The sequence below is a fragment of the Microbacterium maritypicum MF109 genome (assembly GCF_000455825.1).
GTDB lineage: Bacteria > Actinomycetota > Actinomycetes > Actinomycetales > Microbacteriaceae > Microbacterium > Microbacterium maritypicum_A.
This window is the reverse complement of sequence record NZ_ATAO01000206.1, coordinates 94,837-108,804: the sequence shown is the minus strand read 5'-3', so window position 1 is coordinate 108,804 and position 13,968 is coordinate 94,837. Positions and strand designations below refer to the sequence as shown.

Annotated in this window: 11 protein-coding genes; 4 read left to right on the top strand and 7 right to left on the bottom strand. The window is 67.4% G+C overall.

Annotated features, from left to right (window positions below; translation table 11 throughout):
- Window positions 1-15 precede the first annotated feature (15 nt).
- Window positions 16-1,530 (top strand): glycerol kinase GlpK, encoded by a 1,515-nt coding sequence (gene glpK / locus L687_RS34790; protein ID WP_021200455.1) that lies wholly within the window; start codon window positions 16-18, stop codon window positions 1,528-1,530.
- Window positions 1,531-1,610: 80 nt separating this feature from the next.
- Here glpK and L687_RS34785 read toward each other — a convergent pair whose 3' ends face one another.
- Both L687_RS34785 and L687_RS34780 read right to left on the bottom strand, forming a co-directional pair.
- A complete protein-coding gene (locus tag L687_RS34785; RefSeq protein WP_021200454.1) occupies window positions 1,611-2,528 on the bottom strand; it encodes a hypothetical protein in 918 nt (305 codons plus the stop codon).
- A gap of 108 nt (window positions 2,529-2,636) precedes the next feature.
- On the bottom strand, window positions 2,637-3,518 hold the full coding sequence (locus L687_RS34780; protein WP_021200453.1) for a LysR family transcriptional regulator: 882 nt from the start codon (window positions 3,516-3,518) through the stop codon (window positions 2,637-2,639).
- 78 nt (window positions 3,519-3,596) lie between these two features.
- Here L687_RS34780 and L687_RS34775 point away from each other — a divergent pair, with 78 nt between their 5' ends.
- Entirely contained in the window at window positions 3,597-4,514 is a 918-nt protein-coding gene (locus tag L687_RS34775) for an EamA family transporter (RefSeq protein ID WP_021200452.1), read from the top strand.
- 6 nt (window positions 4,515-4,520) lie between these two features.
- On the opposite strand, the gene ffh is transcribed toward L687_RS34775, so the two are convergent.
- Window positions 4,521-6,080, bottom strand: coding sequence for a signal recognition particle protein (gene ffh / locus L687_RS34770; RefSeq protein WP_021200451.1), 1,560 nt, complete (start codon window positions 6,078-6,080; stop codon window positions 4,521-4,523).
- 52 nt (window positions 6,081-6,132) lie between these two features.
- Window positions 6,133-6,717 (bottom strand): TetR/AcrR family transcriptional regulator, encoded by a 585-nt coding sequence (locus tag L687_RS34765; protein WP_029259099.1) that lies wholly within the window; start codon window positions 6,715-6,717, stop codon window positions 6,133-6,135.
- A 98-nt stretch (window positions 6,718-6,815) separates the two neighbouring features.
- On the opposite strand from L687_RS34765, the gene lipB reads away from it, so the two are divergent.
- Window positions 6,816-7,469, top strand: coding sequence for a lipoyl(octanoyl) transferase LipB (gene lipB, locus L687_RS34760; RefSeq protein ID WP_021200449.1), 654 nt, complete (start codon window positions 6,816-6,818; stop codon window positions 7,467-7,469).
- Complete coding sequence (gene lipA, locus L687_RS34755; RefSeq protein WP_021200448.1) at window positions 7,466-8,455, top strand: lipoyl synthase; 990 nt, start codon at window positions 7,466-7,468, stop codon at window positions 8,453-8,455. Before lipB ends, lipA begins: the two co-directional genes overlap by 4 nt.
- Before the next feature lie 35 nt (window positions 8,456-8,490).
- Here the strand turns inward: lipA and L687_RS34750 are convergent, their stop codons facing one another.
- The 3 genes from L687_RS34750 to smc are packed head-to-tail and all read right to left on the bottom strand — an operon-like array spanning window position 8,491 to window position 13,508.
- On the bottom strand, window positions 8,491-8,991 hold the full coding sequence (locus L687_RS34750; protein ID WP_017830742.1) for a DUF2004 domain-containing protein: 501 nt from the start codon (window positions 8,989-8,991) through the stop codon (window positions 8,491-8,493).
- A 44-nt stretch (window positions 8,992-9,035) separates the two neighbouring features.
- On the bottom strand, window positions 9,036-9,908 hold the full coding sequence (gene ftsY / locus L687_RS34745; RefSeq protein WP_021200447.1) for a signal recognition particle-docking protein FtsY: 873 nt from the start codon (window positions 9,906-9,908) through the stop codon (window positions 9,036-9,038).
- Window positions 9,909-9,965: 57 nt separating this feature from the next.
- Window positions 9,966-13,508: a chromosome segregation protein SMC gene (gene smc, locus L687_RS34740; protein WP_021200446.1), complete on the bottom strand. Its 3,543-nt coding sequence runs from the start codon at window positions 13,506-13,508 to the stop codon at window positions 9,966-9,968.
- Window positions 13,509-13,968: the final 460 nt, after the last annotated feature.

Below are 13,968 nucleotides of genomic sequence, written 5' to 3'. Positions count from 1 at the left end.
TCAAAGGAGAACACAATGGCTGACTACATCCTCGCCATCGACCAGGGAACCACTTCGAGCCGCGCGATCATCTTCGACAAGAAGGGCAGCATCATCGCGACGGGCCAGAAAGAGCACGAGCAGATCCTGCCGAAGGCCGGCTGGGTCGAGCACGACGCCTCCGAGATCTGGCGCAACGTCCAGGAGGTCATCGGCCTGGCTCTGAGCCGCGCCGACCTCACCCGCCACGACATCGCCGCAGTGGGCATCACCAACCAGCGCGAAACCGCGGTGGTCTGGGACAAGACCACGGGAAAGCCCGCCTACAACGCGATCGTGTGGCAGGACACGCGTACCCAGGCGATCGTGGACCGACTGGCTGCTGACGGCGGCGTCGAGCGGTTCAAGCCGATCGTCGGTCTGCCCCTGGCCACGTACTTCTCGGGTACCAAGATCGCCTGGATCCTGGAGAACGTCGATGGTGCCCGTGAGAAGGCGGAAGCCGGCGACCTGATCTTCGGCACGACCGACAGCTGGGTTCTCTGGAACCTCACCGGTGGCGTCGACGGTGGAGTGCACGTCACCGACGTGACCAACGCCTCGCGCACGATGTTCATGGACCTCGAGACGCTCGAATGGCGCGACGACATCCTCGAGGCCTTCGGTGTGCCGCGGTCGATGATGCCGGAGATCCGCTCGTCCTCGGAGGTCTACGGCGCGGCGGAGGACTCCTCGCTGCTTCGCGAGACCCCGATCGCCGGCATCCTGGGCGACCAGCAGGCGGCGACGTTCGGTCAGGCGGCGTTCCAGAAGGGCGAGAGCAAGAACACCTACGGAACGGGCTGCTTCCTGATCTTCAACACGGGCGAGGAGATCGTCCACTCGAAGAACGGGCTGCTCACCACCGTCGGCTACAAGCTGGGCGACCAGCCCACGCATTACGCCCTCGAAGGCTCGATCGCCGTCACCGGATCGCTGATCCAGTGGCTGCGCGACCAGCTCGGCATCATCTCCTCGGCACCCGAGGTCGAGGAGTTGGCCGACAAGGTCGAGGACAACGGCGGGGTCTACATCGTGCCGGCGTTCTCCGGTCTGTTCGCTCCGTACTGGCGTCCCGACGCCCGAGGCGCGATCGTCGGACTCACCCGGTACGCGAACAAGAACCACATCGCTCGCGCAGCTCTAGAAGCGGTCGCCTTCCAGACGCGTGACGTGCTGGATGCCGTGAACGCGGACGCCGGCGTGGATCTCACCGAGCTCAAGGTCGACGGCGGCATGGTGGCGAATGATGCGCTCATGCAGTTCCAGGCAGACGTCCTCGGCGTGCCGGTCGTTCGCCCGGTGGTCGCGGAGACCACGGCGCTCGGTGCGGCCTACGCGGCCGGACTCGCGGTCGGATTCTGGAACGGTCTCGACGACCTCTCTGCCAACTGGCAGGAGGACAAGCGCTGGGAGCCGTCCATGGAGGAGGCCGAGCGCGACCGCCAGCTCCGCCTGTGGCGCAAGGCGATCACCAAGTCGATGGACTGGGTCGACGACGACGTGAAGTGATCTGACGTGACAGCAAAGCGGGTCCGGAGTCCAACTCCGGACCCGCTTCGTCGTCTCCGCGGCAGCGGCCCGCTGAACCGTCAGAACCCGTTGATCGACGCGAAGAAGGCGCCGGTACCGTCGACCGAGACGCGTCCGCTCTCGTCGCTCGACGTCACCTGCTCGTAGCCGGAGTCGCTCCAGTAGAAGACATCCGTCGCGATCTCGCCGACGCCCTGTCCGAACATCTGCTGAGCGAATCCGTGCATGTCCTGCACGACATAGATCGCCTCCGGTCCGGTGATCACATGGAACGCGACATGATGACGTGAGGGCACGGCGAACAGGACGCCGTGCGGAGCCGATGAGATACCGGCTGCGGCCAGGAGGGCCGGGAAGTCGAGCACCCGGCTCGCGGTGAACATGGAGTCCGACACGATCGCCTGGAACGCGCCGTTGCCGACGTCGACGGTGTGCACCTCTTCGATCGGCTCCGCCGAAACTGCCGCGAGGGCCGTGGCCCACAGCTGTCCGGCATCGAACCGGCCGACGATCGCGTCAGGGACGGCGGTCGTGGTCTCGGGGTGATCGAGCATGAGGATCGCTTCGAGGCCGCTCACGATCGTGCGCCGGTACGTGTACGCCGCACGGTGGCTCTCCGGGAGATACGACGACGGGATGAGACGTGCTTTCACGAGGGACAGGACCTGATCATCGGAGAGATCTTCGTCGCGAGGGGCGGCCTGACGGCTCAGCAGACCGGAGATGTGACGCTCGACAGCCTCCGGCCAGTTCGACTCCGGTTCGAGCTTCACGGCGCGCGCGAGGTTGTACAGCCCGTACTGCGCGCCGGAGTCCCCCTCGGCGTAGTCGCCGTGCACGGTGATCGCCCCTGCTGTCGTAGGCCACTTCTCCGCGAACAGAGTGCGCAGCAGGGTGGCCTGCGGGACCGTGAGGTCTTCGAGATCCGCATCAGGCTGTGCTGCGTTCGACTTCTTACCGAAATTCAGGAACCCCATGCGGTACTCTCCCCCCGGCGATCACCGGCCGAAGGACTTCTTCGGCGCGGACTCAAACGGACTCAGACTAACGCAGGCTGGTCGACGGTCGATTCCGCCGGGAGGTGGTCACGCCGAGTGCGCGACTTCGGTCACGGCGATGAACGCGCGTGCGACGTTCCGTGGCGCGGCAGCGTCCCAGGCGAGGTATTCGAGACGCACAGGGCCACCGCGCACCTCCACCGTGACGACATCGAAACCGGAGCGATCGACGGTGCCCGGCGCCAGCAGGGTCACTGCCAGCCCTGCCTCCACGAGTCCCAGGATGAGGGTCGCGGAGTCGGCCTCGAAGGCGACGTCACGCGTCAGGCCCGCAGCGGCGAACGCCCCGTCGCTCTGCGCACGACCGGAGGTCGCCGTCGGGAAGTCCGCGAACGTCATCCCCGCGACATCGTCGAGCGCGATGCTCTCCGCATCCGCGAGTTCGTGCCCGCGAGGGAAGACGGCGACGAGGGGATCCCGAGAGAGGACACGCGACTCCACCCCCTCTGGATCGACACCCTCTCGCAGTCCGAGCAGCGCGATGTCGAGCTCGTCGTTTCGGAGCCTGCGGGCGAGGACATCGCTGTTCCCGACCTGCAGTTCCACCCTGACGAGCGGGTAGGCCCCACGGTAGGCGACGAGCACCGCGGGGAGGTCGATGGCGGTCACCGTCGGGATGACGCCGATTCGCAGCGTGCCTTCCACGACGCCGTCGACGGCGGCGGCGTCCTCTTTCGCCTGGTCTGCTGACCGAAGCGCGCGCCGCGCGTGTGCGACGAACGCCTCACCTGACTCTGTCAGGCGCACATGGCGACTCGACCGTGCGAACAGTCGGCGGCCGAGTTCACGCTCGAGTGACGCGATCTGGTGGCTCAACGCCGATTGGGTGACGAAGCACCGTTCGGCGGCCCGGGTGAAGCTCAGCGTCTCGGCGACTTCGACGACATAGCGGAGCTGTTGAAGTTCCATGCTTCCATGATCTCGGTTCATGTATGCGGTGACAACCATGCGTTGGACTCATCACTTTGTTCCTCGCAGGCTGGAAGCATGAACCGCCTGCCCCTGGTGCTACTGACCGCCCTCGCCCCCATCGCATGGGGCACGACCTACCTCGTCACGACAGAACTGCTCCCGCCCGGGCACCCGCTGTTCGCCGGGCTCCTCCGCTCCCTCCCCGCGGGGCTCCTGGCAGTCCTCATCAGCAGGTGTCTCCCCCGCGGCGGGTGGTGGGGAAAGTCGTTCATCCTGGGAGCGCTCAACATCGGCGCCTTCTTCCCGCTGCTGTTCCTGGCCGCGGAGCGGCTCCCTGGCGGCGTCGCGGCCGCGGTCGCGGGTGCGCAGCCGCTTATCGTCCTCGTCCTCGGAGCGCTCGTGCTGCAGGAACGGATCCGGCCGCTCGCCGCCGCCGCTGCCGTCGTCGGCGCTGGCGGAGTGGCCCTGGTGGTCCTGGGTCCCGCCGCCGAGCTGGATCTCTGGGGGATCCTCGCCGCTGTCGGAGGCGTCACCGCGACGGGAGCGGGGATGATCCTGACGAAGCGATGGGGCCGGCCGGTTGGCGTCGGACCCGTCGCCTACGCCGGGTGGCAGCTCAGCGCGGGAGGGCTTCTGCTGCTGCCGTTGACACTGATCGTCGAAGGCGTGCCCCAGACCATCGACGGTAGCGCCGTGCTCGGATATCTGTGGCTCGGGACGGCGGGCGGGATCGTCGCCTACACGCTCTGGTTCCGCGGCGTCCAGCAGCTCCCGGTCATCGCGCCGGGGCTCCTCGCGCTGCTCTCCCCCATCGTCGCGACGACGCTCGGCGTCGTGGTCGCCGGGGAGCGATTCAGCCCCCTCCAGGCCATCGGCCTCGTCCTGACTCTGGGCGCACTCGTGCTGGGGCAGCTGGCCTCGCGGCCCAATCGGCGCACTGCCGCGCCCGCCCCGCATGCAACGGCCGCGGATGCTCTCACGGCGCCGCGCTGAGCGGAGTCAGCCCTTGCCGAAGAGCTTCTGGATCTCGGCGAGGTCGGCTTCGCTCGGAGCTTGAGCCGCCCCGCCGCCCAAACCGAATCCGGAGCCGGTCGGCGTCGCGGACGATGCGATCCCCGCGTTCTCGGCCGCGCGCTTGGCCGGGTTGCCTGAACGCGATCCACCGGAGGACTTGCCCTTTTTGCCGCGCTTGGAAGAAGCGCCGGGACGCCCCATCCCGGGCACCGGCCCCATACCGGGGATGTTCGGGGTGCCGCCGCGCGCCACCGTCTTCATCATCTTCGCGGCCTGCTCGAAGCGCTGCACGAGCTGGTTCACGTCGGTGACGGTCATACCGGAACCCTTGGCGATGCGCAGACGGCGCGATCCGTTCAGTACCTTGGGGTTGCGGCGCTCCCCCGGCGTCATCGAGCGGATGATGGCCTCCGTGCGGTCGATCTCCCGCTCATCGAAGTCGTCGAGCTGCTGCTTCATCTGGCCCATGCCCGGGAGCATCCCGAGCATCTTCTTCATCGAGCCCATCTTCTTCATCTGCTGAAGCTGGTCGAGGAAGTCCTCGAGGGTGAAGGCCTCGGTCGCGAGCTTCTCGGCCATCTTCATGGCCTCTTCCTCATCGAAGGCCTGCTGGGCCTGCTCGATGAGGGTGAGGATGTCGCCGAGGTCGAGGATGCGGCTCGCCATGCGGTCGGGGTGGAAGGGCTCGAGGTCCTCGAGTCGCTCACCGGTCGAGGCGAAGATGATCGGACGGCCGGTCACGGAGGCCACCGAGAGCGCGGCGCCACCGCGGGCGTCGCCGTCGAGCTTGGAGAGCACGACTCCGGTGAAGTCGACGCCGTCCTGGAACGCCTTGGCGGTGTTCACGGCGTCCTGACCGATCATCGCGTCGATGACGAACAGGACCTCGTCGGGGTTGACAGCCTTGCGGATGTCCGCCGCCTGCTTCATGAGCTCGGCGTCCACGCCGAGGCGGCCGGCGGTGTCGATGATCACGACATCGTGCTGCTGACGACGTGCGTAGTCGACACCGTCTCGAGAGACCTTCACGGGATCTCCGACGCCGTTGCCAGGCTCGGGGGCGTAGATCGACGCACCGGCCTGCTCCGCGACGACCTGAAGCTGGTTGACCGCGTTCGGACGCTGGAGGTCGGCGGCGACGAGCAGAGGCGTGTGCCCTTCGCCCTCGAGCTGCTTCGCGAGCTTGCCGGCGAAGGTGGTCTTACCGGAGCCCTGCAGGCCGGCGAGCATGATCACCGTCGGTGCCGTCTTCGCGAACTGCAGACGGCGCTGCTCTCCGCCGAGGATCTGCACGAGCTCTTCATTGACGATCTGGACGACCTGCTGCGCGGGGTTCAGCGCCTTGTTGACCTCATCGCCGAGTGCGCGTTCGCGGACCTTCGCGGTGAACTCCTTGACGACGACGAGCGCGACGTCGGCATCGAGCAGGGCGCGTCGGATCTCGCGGACGGTGCCGTCGACGTCGGCCGCGGTCAGCTTTCCCTTCGTGCGCAGATTGCGGAAGGTCTCGGTGAGCCGATCGGAGAGCGTGCCAAATGTAGCCATGGTGCTCCGATTCTACGCGAGCCGAGGCCGGTCGCTCAGCCCCGCGCGGGAGTCAGGACCAGGGAAGGTCGTGGATCGTTCCCAGGGCTTCCCTCAGGACCGTCTCCGGCGTCCCCCGTCCGGCTCCCTGTTCCGCCCACACGCGCAGTGAGGAGAGCACGGCGGCCGCGTGTGCCGCCCCGAGGATGTCGGCACGGATGACGTCGACTCCCGAGGCGGACGCCGCGCGTGACACCGCCGCGGACAGACGGGCGAGGCGGAGCCCGGTGTCACGGATGAGCTCGCCTTCCACCCCCATCGCTGCGGCATTGCGCAGCGCCAAGGCAAGGGGGTCCGGTGCGAAATCGTGCACGATCGACAGCAGTATGTCGTGAACCGCGTCACCCGTCGCCGCCCTGCCGAGCTGTTCCAGCGAGGCGATGGCCTGTCCGATCCGTTCGTCGACGCCCGACCACAGCACGTCGCTCTTGGACGCGAAGTAGTTGAAGAAGCTGGACCGGCTGACGCCAGCGCGCTGCGTGATGTCCGCCACAGATGTCGCGTCGTATCCGCGCTCCAGGAAGAGCTCGCATGCTGCTTCTGCGAGGGTCTCCCGCGACGACGCCTTGGGTCGCCCGGCTCTGCCAGTGGAACTCATGTCCTCACGTTATCGCGGGGTCGGGTCGAGAGCGCCGCCCCTCTCGCCGAGGGGTATTGTTGTCCTCAGTCCATTTACGCAATGAAGGCGGTTCTGTGATGCTCGAGATCCTCACGCCCGGGTTCGCTCCGACGTTCGTGCCGTACATCGACGGGTGGGAGCTTCAGCGTCGCGTCCACGCCGATGTCGTCGACGGCACCCGTCCCGACACGCTGATCCTCCTCGAGCACGAGGCCGTCTACACCGCGGGCAAGCGCACGGAACCCCAGGAGCGGCCACAGGACGGCACCCCCGTGATCGACGTCGATAGGGGCGGGAAGATCACCTGGCACGGGCCGGGGCAGCTCGTGGGCTATCCGATCGTGCGACTCCCCGAGCCGATCGATGTCGTCGCGCACGTGCGCCGTCTCGAGCGCCTCCTGATCGACGTGCTGCGCCCCTTCGGCGTCGACGGCTATCAGGTCGAGGGCCGCAGCGGGGTCTGGGTACGCCGGCCACTCTCGGAGGACAAGGTGGCGGCGATCGGAGTGCGCGTGCAGCAGGGGGTCACGATGCACGGCTTCGCCATCAACTGCGACAACTCGCTGGCCGGCTTCCGCGGCATCATCCCGTGCGGCATCACCGATGCCGGCGTCACTACGGTGAGCGAGGTGGTGGGGTCCGCCGTCCCGCCCCTCGACCTCGTCGACGCCGTCACCCGCGCCTTCCTCGCCGAGTACACGACCACCGAACTGACAGGAGCCTTCGCATGACCGCCGCCCCCGAGGGTCGCAAGCTCCTCCGCCTCGAGATCCGCAACGCCGAGACACCGATCGAGCGCAAGCCGGAGTGGATCAAGACGAAGGCGAAGATGGGCCCGGAGTACACGGCGCTGCATTCGCTCGTGAAGAGCGAGGACCTGCACACGGTCTGCCAGGAGGCGGGCTGCCCGAACATCTACGAGTGCTGGGAAGACCGAGAGGCGACCTTCCTCATCGGTGGCTCCCAGTGCACCCGCCGCTGCGACTTCTGCCAGATCGACACGGGCAAGCCCGCCGACTATGACACCGACGAGCCACGCCGGGTTGCGGAGAGCGTCGTCCGGATGAACCTCCGGTATGCCACCGTCACGAGCGTGGCCCGCGACGACCTCCCGGACACCGGCGCCTGGCTCAACGCCGAGACGGTGCGCAAGATCCATGAGCTGAACCCGCACACCGGTGTGGAGCTGCTCGCCAACGAGCACAACGCCGATCCGGCGTTCCTGGGGCAGATCTTCGACGCGCGCCCTGAGGTGTTCGCGCACAATGTCGAGACGGTGCCCCGCATCTTCAAGCGCATCCGGCCGGCGTTCCGCTATGAGCGCTCGCTCGACGTCCTGACCCAGGCTCGGGACGCCGGACTGATCACGAAGTCCAACCTCATCCTCGGGATGGGTGAGGAACCCGAAGAGGTGGTGCAGGCGCTCAACGATCTGCACGACGCCGGATGCGACATCATCACGATCACGCAGTACCTGCGGCCGACACCACGCCACCACCCGGTCTCACGCTGGGTGAAGCCGGCCGAGTTCGTCGAGTTCAAGGAGGAGGCCGAGCGCATCGGCTTCCTCGGTGTTCTGGCGGGTCCCCTCGTGCGGTCGTCGTATCGCGCCGGTCGACTCTGGGCGCAGTCCATGACGTCGAAGGGACGCGAGATCCCCGCACACCTCGCGCATATCGCCGAAAGCGCAGACCTCGGATTCGCGCAGGCCGTCTGACCTGAACGCTGCCCGGACCCCGTCCGGGCAGCGGATCAGTCCGCGCTCATGACGGACTGAACGCTGCCGTCCGAGCCGAGATTCACGAGCAGCACGTCGTCCGTCGAGCTGTCGTCGAGCGCATACTCGAGCACCGCGAACGGTTCAGAGCCTCCGTGCTCATCGGCGAGGATCGTCATGCTCATCAACCGGAGCGATCGGATGATGTCGACGGCGGCGTCGCCCGAGACATCGACGAGGACATCCGGCAGATCGTCGCCGTACGTCTCCTGCTGCTGGAGGATGTACTCGGTCACCTCGCTCGTGCGGTCATCGACTTCGGCGAGCATGCCACGCCGGGCGGTGTCGTCGACGCTCTCGAGGCCTGCGATGAGCGAGGCGGCGATGTCGAGCGCATCCGCGGAAACGTCGTCCTGATCCGGAGCGGTCAGATCGACGGTGACACTCTGGTCGCCGAGCTCCACGGTCTCCGACCAGAAGATCGAGCCGTCCGGGCCTGAGGACAGGAGTCCGAAGTAGTCGTGTTCGATCGCCATAACGCTATGAAACCAGCCTCGTGCTCACTGCGGTAGTCCCGTCATCAACCGACCAACGACTGGACGAACACATGGGGGGTGAAACCGGTCAGATCGTCGATCCCCTCGCCCTGTCCGAGCAGCTTCACCGGGATACCGGTGCGCTCCTGCACCGCCAGCACGAACCCGCCCTTGGCCGACCCGTCGAGCTTGGTGAGGACGAGTCCGGTGACGCCGGCGTGCTCGAGGAAGGCCTCGGCCTGCATGACACCGTTCTGGCCCGTGGTGGCGTCCAGCACGAGCAGCACCTCGCTGATCGGCGCCTGCTTCTCGATCACGCGCCGGACCTTCGAGAGCTCGTCCATGAGGCCGTCCTTGGTGTGCAGACGCCCGGCCGTGTCGATGATGGCGATCTCGATGCCCTCGCGCTTGGCATACTCGACCGTCTGGAACGCGACGGATGCCGGATCCTGACCTTCCTGCTGAGGCCGCACGATCGCGGCTCCACCGCGCTGCGCCCAGGTGGCGAGCTGGTCGACCGCGGCCGCGCGGAAGGTGTCGGCCGCGCCGACCACGACACTGCGCTGATAGCCACGGAGGAACTTCGTGAACTTGCCGATGGTCGTCGTCTTCCCGACGCCGTTGACGCCCACGACGAGGACGACAGCTGGACGCTCGGTGAGCTTCAGCGTCGTGTCGAACTTCGCGAAGTGCTCCTCCAACGTCTCCCGCAGCATCCGCTGGAGATCCTTGGGGTCGGTGGTGCGGTACCGCTCGACCTTCGCACGCAGCTCATCCACGACGCGTTCGCTGATGCCCGGGCCGAAGTCGGCCGTCAGGAGAGCGGTCTCCAGGTCCTCCCAGGTCGTCTCATCGATGGTGGGCTTGACGAACATGCCGCGCAGTGCGCGACCAAGAGACCAGGACTTCTCCGCCATCACTCCAGCCTACGGGTTGTGCGAGTGGATGCTCCGCCCGCAAGCCCGTACGCGCCCCTAAACCGCCGCCGCCCGGTCGCCGACACGCTGACCCACGACAGCGGAGACGCCGTCCTGCCGCATCGAGACGCCGTAGAGGGCATCGGCGATCTCCATCGTGCGCTTCTGGTGCGTGATCACCAGCAGCTGAGAACTCTCCCGCAGCTGTTCGAACACCGTCAGCAATCGCCCCAGGTTCGCATCGTCGAGCGCCGCCTCGACCTCGTCCAGGATGTAGAAAGGACTCGGGCGCGCCTTGAAGATCGCGACGAGCAGCGCCACGGCCGCCAGGGATCGTTCGCCTCCCGAGAGCAACGACAGTCGCTCGATCTTCTTCCCCACAGGGCGGACGGACACTTCGATGCCTGTCGTCAGCATGTTGTCGGGATCCGTCAGGGAGATGCTGCCGGTTCCACCGGGGAACAACAGCGGGAACACCTGACCAAATGCCTCCTTGGTGTCTTCGAAAGCACTCGCGAAGATCGTCTGCATCCGCTCATCGAGATCGGTGATGATCGTCAGGAGGTCCTGGCGCGTCTGGGTCAGGTCTGCCAGCTGCTCGGTGAGGAAGGCGTGCCGCTGCTCCAGCGCGGCGAACTCCTCGAGCGCCAGCGGGTTGACACGGCCGAGCTGTGCGAGCTTGCGCTCCGCCTCCGCGACTCGGCGTTGCTGAATCCGGCGGTCGAACGGAATCGCCGTGTCGTCGTCGTGCCCTGCTTCGGCGGGTTCTGCACCGGGATCCCGCGGAACAAGCTGTTCAGGACCATATTCTGCAATGAGAATATCTTCTTCCAGAGCGAGCTCGGAGGAGACGCGCTCGAGCAGGCTGTTCAGATGCAGCTTCTTCTCGTGGATCTGCAGCTCGAGTCCGTGCACGCTCTCGGTGAGCCCGGCGAGGCGCTCTCGCAGGGAACTCTCCTGCGCGCGCAAGCCGACCAGTTCCTGATTCTGCGCCGAGCGCGCGGTCTCGGCCTCGGCCAGGGCGAGACGCGCCTCCGTCACCGATCGATCCAGCGAGTCGAGGATGCGCGGCAGCTCCTCGACCACCCCCGAGGCCGCCTCGCGCTGCGCGCGACGGATGACTGCTCGCCGTGCCGCCTCCGCCGCCGCATCGCGTTCATGCTCACGCTGGCGCTCCAGAGACACCACCCTGGACTGCGCTGCACGCACACGCTCACGCAGCGTCTCGATCTCGAGCCGCGCCCGCACTTCACCCTCGCGAGCGACCTCGAGCGCCTCGAGCAGGCTGTCGCGCGCGGAAGCGTCGAGCACCGGCCTCGGCGTCGCGATGGCATCGTCCAGCGCCGTCTTCGCTGCTTCGGCCTTCGCCTCGGCCTCGGCGACGGCGGATTGCGCCTGTGCCAAACCGGTCTCGAGGCGTTCGCACTCGGCGACGGCGGACTCATGGCGCACCGTGACCCGGTTGAGCTGCTCGGCGTGCGTGGCGAGAGCAGCATCGTGTTCACGGAGTGCGCGCAGGGCGTCCTTCGCGTGACGCCTGGTCGTCTCGACAGCCTCCTCGGCGTCGCGGCGGGCCTCACGAAGCGAGTCGACCACGATCTGGATCTCCGCGAGACGTTCGGCAGCGGCATCCCGCTCGGCGGCGAGTTCCAGACGGGATCGCTCTCCGCCGGAACCGGTGCGCAGGGTCTGCGCGGTGAGGACGTCACCGGCCACCGTGACGATCGTCGTCGCCGTGTCACCCGCGACATCGAGCGCTGTCCGCGCCGATCGCGCCGAATCCAGGTCGTCCGCGATCAGGACATGCGAGAGCACGCCGAGGATGCCGTCGGGCGCTGTCACGGTATCGACGGCGGGCGTGACTCCGGCGATCGTCGGAGTCGCGACGTCGCCACGGACCGCATTCGCGATGACGAAGTCCACCACTCCCCTGCGTTGCTCCGCCGCTTCCTTCGCCGACGCGAAGGCGTCGTCCACGGAGTCGATCAACACGCCCTCCGCGAGCGGACCGAGGACCGCGGCGATGGCCGCCTCGAAACCCGTTCGGACCTGCACAGCGTCTCCGACGAGTCCCCGCACACCCTTTCCGCCCGCTTCGACGATCTCCGCCGCCCCACCGGACAACGCCAGAGCACTGCTCAGCGCCGAAGCCTTGGCCGTGAGCGCATCGACCTCGCGCTCGGCAGCGTGCAGACGTTCGCGCAGGGTCTCACGCTCCGCTTCCGCGGCGGTCGCTGCCCGTTGCGCACTGTCGTACGCGGCGGCATGTTCGACGGCCGTGCCCTCAGGAGCTTCCGCGTCGTCGATCGCGTCGAGTGCGTCGGCGGCTTCGCGCCTGCGTGCGTTCGCGGCCTCGAGCGCGTTCTCCTGGCGGAGCACGGCGCCACGCACTGCGGCGAGGGCTGAGGCTGCGGCATCTGCGGTCCCGCGCAAGGCGGAGAGGCGCATGTCGTACTCGGAGACCAGGGCGCTCTGCTCGGCGATGTCGACGTCGAGCGCGTCGAGTTCCGCTCTGGCGTGCACCACTTCACGGCTGGCAGCCGCCGCGGCGTCCTGAGCATCCCCGAGCCCGGCGGAGATCGCGTCGATCTCGTCCTTCGCCTCGTCGATCGTGGCCTGTGTCACGGTGACGGCAGTGACCGCGGCGTCGTCATCGTCGGTGCCGAGGAGAGCGAGACGCTGATTCGCCAGGGTGTAGAGCCCGCGCATCCGCTCCTGAACCTGCTCAAGCCCGAACGCCACGCTGCGCGCCTGATCGACCGCGACCGAGTTCTGATCCTGTTCGAGCCGCGCGATGTTCGCGCGCACCGTCTCGGCTTGATCCGAGAGCACCAGACGCTCGGTGTGACGCTCCTGCTCGGTGCGTGTGTGGTCCGCGAGCGCGGCGCGCAGTGCGACCACGTCGTCGGCGAAGATACGGGCTTTCGCGTCGCGCACGACGGCGGCGATCGTCTGCGCCTCGCGGGCGATCTCTGCCTGACGCCCCAACGGCTTGAGCTGCCGGCGGATCTCTCCGGCGAGATCGCTCAACCGAGTGAGGTTGGTCTCCATCGCGTCGAGTTTGCGGAGAGTCTTCTCCTTGCGGCGGCGGTGCTTGAGGATTCCCGCGGCTTCCTCGATGAACCCTCGACGATCCTCGGGTGACGCCTGCAGAACCGTGTCGAGGCGACCCTGACCGACGATGACGTGCATCTCCCGGCCCAGTCCGGAATCGCTCAGCAGCTCCTGCACGTCGAGGAGTCGGCATCCCTCGCCGTTGATCGCGTACTCGCTGGAGCCGTTGCGGAACAGCGTGCGGCTGATCGTCACTTCCGCGTACTCGATCGGCAGGGCACCGTCGGCATTGTCGATCGTGAGCTGCACCTCAGCACGACCGAGCGGGCCGCGCGTCGAGGTACCCGCGAAGATGACGTCTTCCATCTTGCCGCCGCGCAGTGTCTTCGCACCCTGCTCACCCATCACCCAGGCCAGCGCGTCCACGACGTTCGACTTGCCCGAGCCGTTCGGTCCGACGATGCAGGTGACGCCGGGTTCGAACACGAAGCTGGTCGGCTGCGCGAACGACTTGAACCCTTTGAGCGTCAGGCTCTTCAGATGCATGGGGGCGCCGCTCGTCCGGGGAGAATCACGCGGCTACGCTACCGGAATTCCGGGCCTGGAGCCTCATCCCGCGCGGACGGTGGGAGAACTCGGGAACCGCGCGACACGCCGAGGAGAACCGCAGGTGCTTGACGTCCGCCGCGCGGATTCGCTACCGTGTCCTCCGGATCGCCACACGAAAGGAGGTTACCGATGATTACGACTCAGCTCAACGCACAGGCCACTGGCCTCGCCGCGCCCGCGCATTTTGCGCCGCGCTTTGCGTTCTCGGTAACCGCCGGCGTCCGCATCAGCGCTCTCTCGTAGAACCGCACCCCGAGATCTCGGGCCCGTAGTGGGCCCTCTCCGGCCGGCTCTTCCGCGCCCCGTCTGCTGATCTGCACCGCAGATCACGACTTCCTCTCCGCGTATGGCGTCCACGCTCCGTGGCATCCGCCGACCCACGCTTCCTCCGCATCGT

Bases quoted from the DNA above. Each gene is read 5' to 3' on its own strand.
- glpK (WP_021200455.1), top strand. From the start codon at position 16: ATGGCTGACTACATCCTCGCCATCGACCAGGGAACCACTTCGAGCCGC.
- L687_RS34785 (WP_021200454.1), bottom strand. From the start codon at position 2,528: ATGGGGTTCCTGAATTTCGGTAAGAAGTCGAACGCAGCACAGCCTGAT.
- L687_RS34780 (WP_021200453.1), bottom strand. From the start codon at position 3,518: ATGGAACTTCAACAGCTCCGCTATGTCGTCGAAGTCGCCGAGACGCTG.
- L687_RS34775 (WP_021200452.1), top strand. From the start codon at position 3,597: ATGAACCGCCTGCCCCTGGTGCTACTGACCGCCCTCGCCCCCATCGCA.
- ffh (WP_021200451.1), bottom strand. From the start codon at position 6,080: ATGGCTACATTTGGCACGCTCTCCGATCGGCTCACCGAGACCTTCCGC.
- L687_RS34765 (WP_029259099.1), bottom strand. From the start codon at position 6,717: ATGAGTTCCACTGGCAGAGCCGGGCGACCCAAGGCGTCGTCGCGGGAG.
- lipB (WP_021200449.1), top strand. From the start codon at position 6,816: ATGCTCGAGATCCTCACGCCCGGGTTCGCTCCGACGTTCGTGCCGTAC.
- lipA (WP_021200448.1), top strand. From the start codon at position 7,466: ATGACCGCCGCCCCCGAGGGTCGCAAGCTCCTCCGCCTCGAGATCCGC.
- L687_RS34750 (WP_017830742.1), bottom strand. From the start codon at position 8,991: ATGGCGATCGAACACGACTACTTCGGACTCCTGTCCTCAGGCCCGGAC.
- ftsY (WP_021200447.1), bottom strand. From the start codon at position 9,908: ATGGCGGAGAAGTCCTGGTCTCTTGGTCGCGCACTGCGCGGCATGTTC.
- smc (WP_021200446.1), bottom strand. From the start codon at position 13,508: ATGCATCTGAAGAGCCTGACGCTCAAAGGGTTCAAGTCGTTCGCGCAG.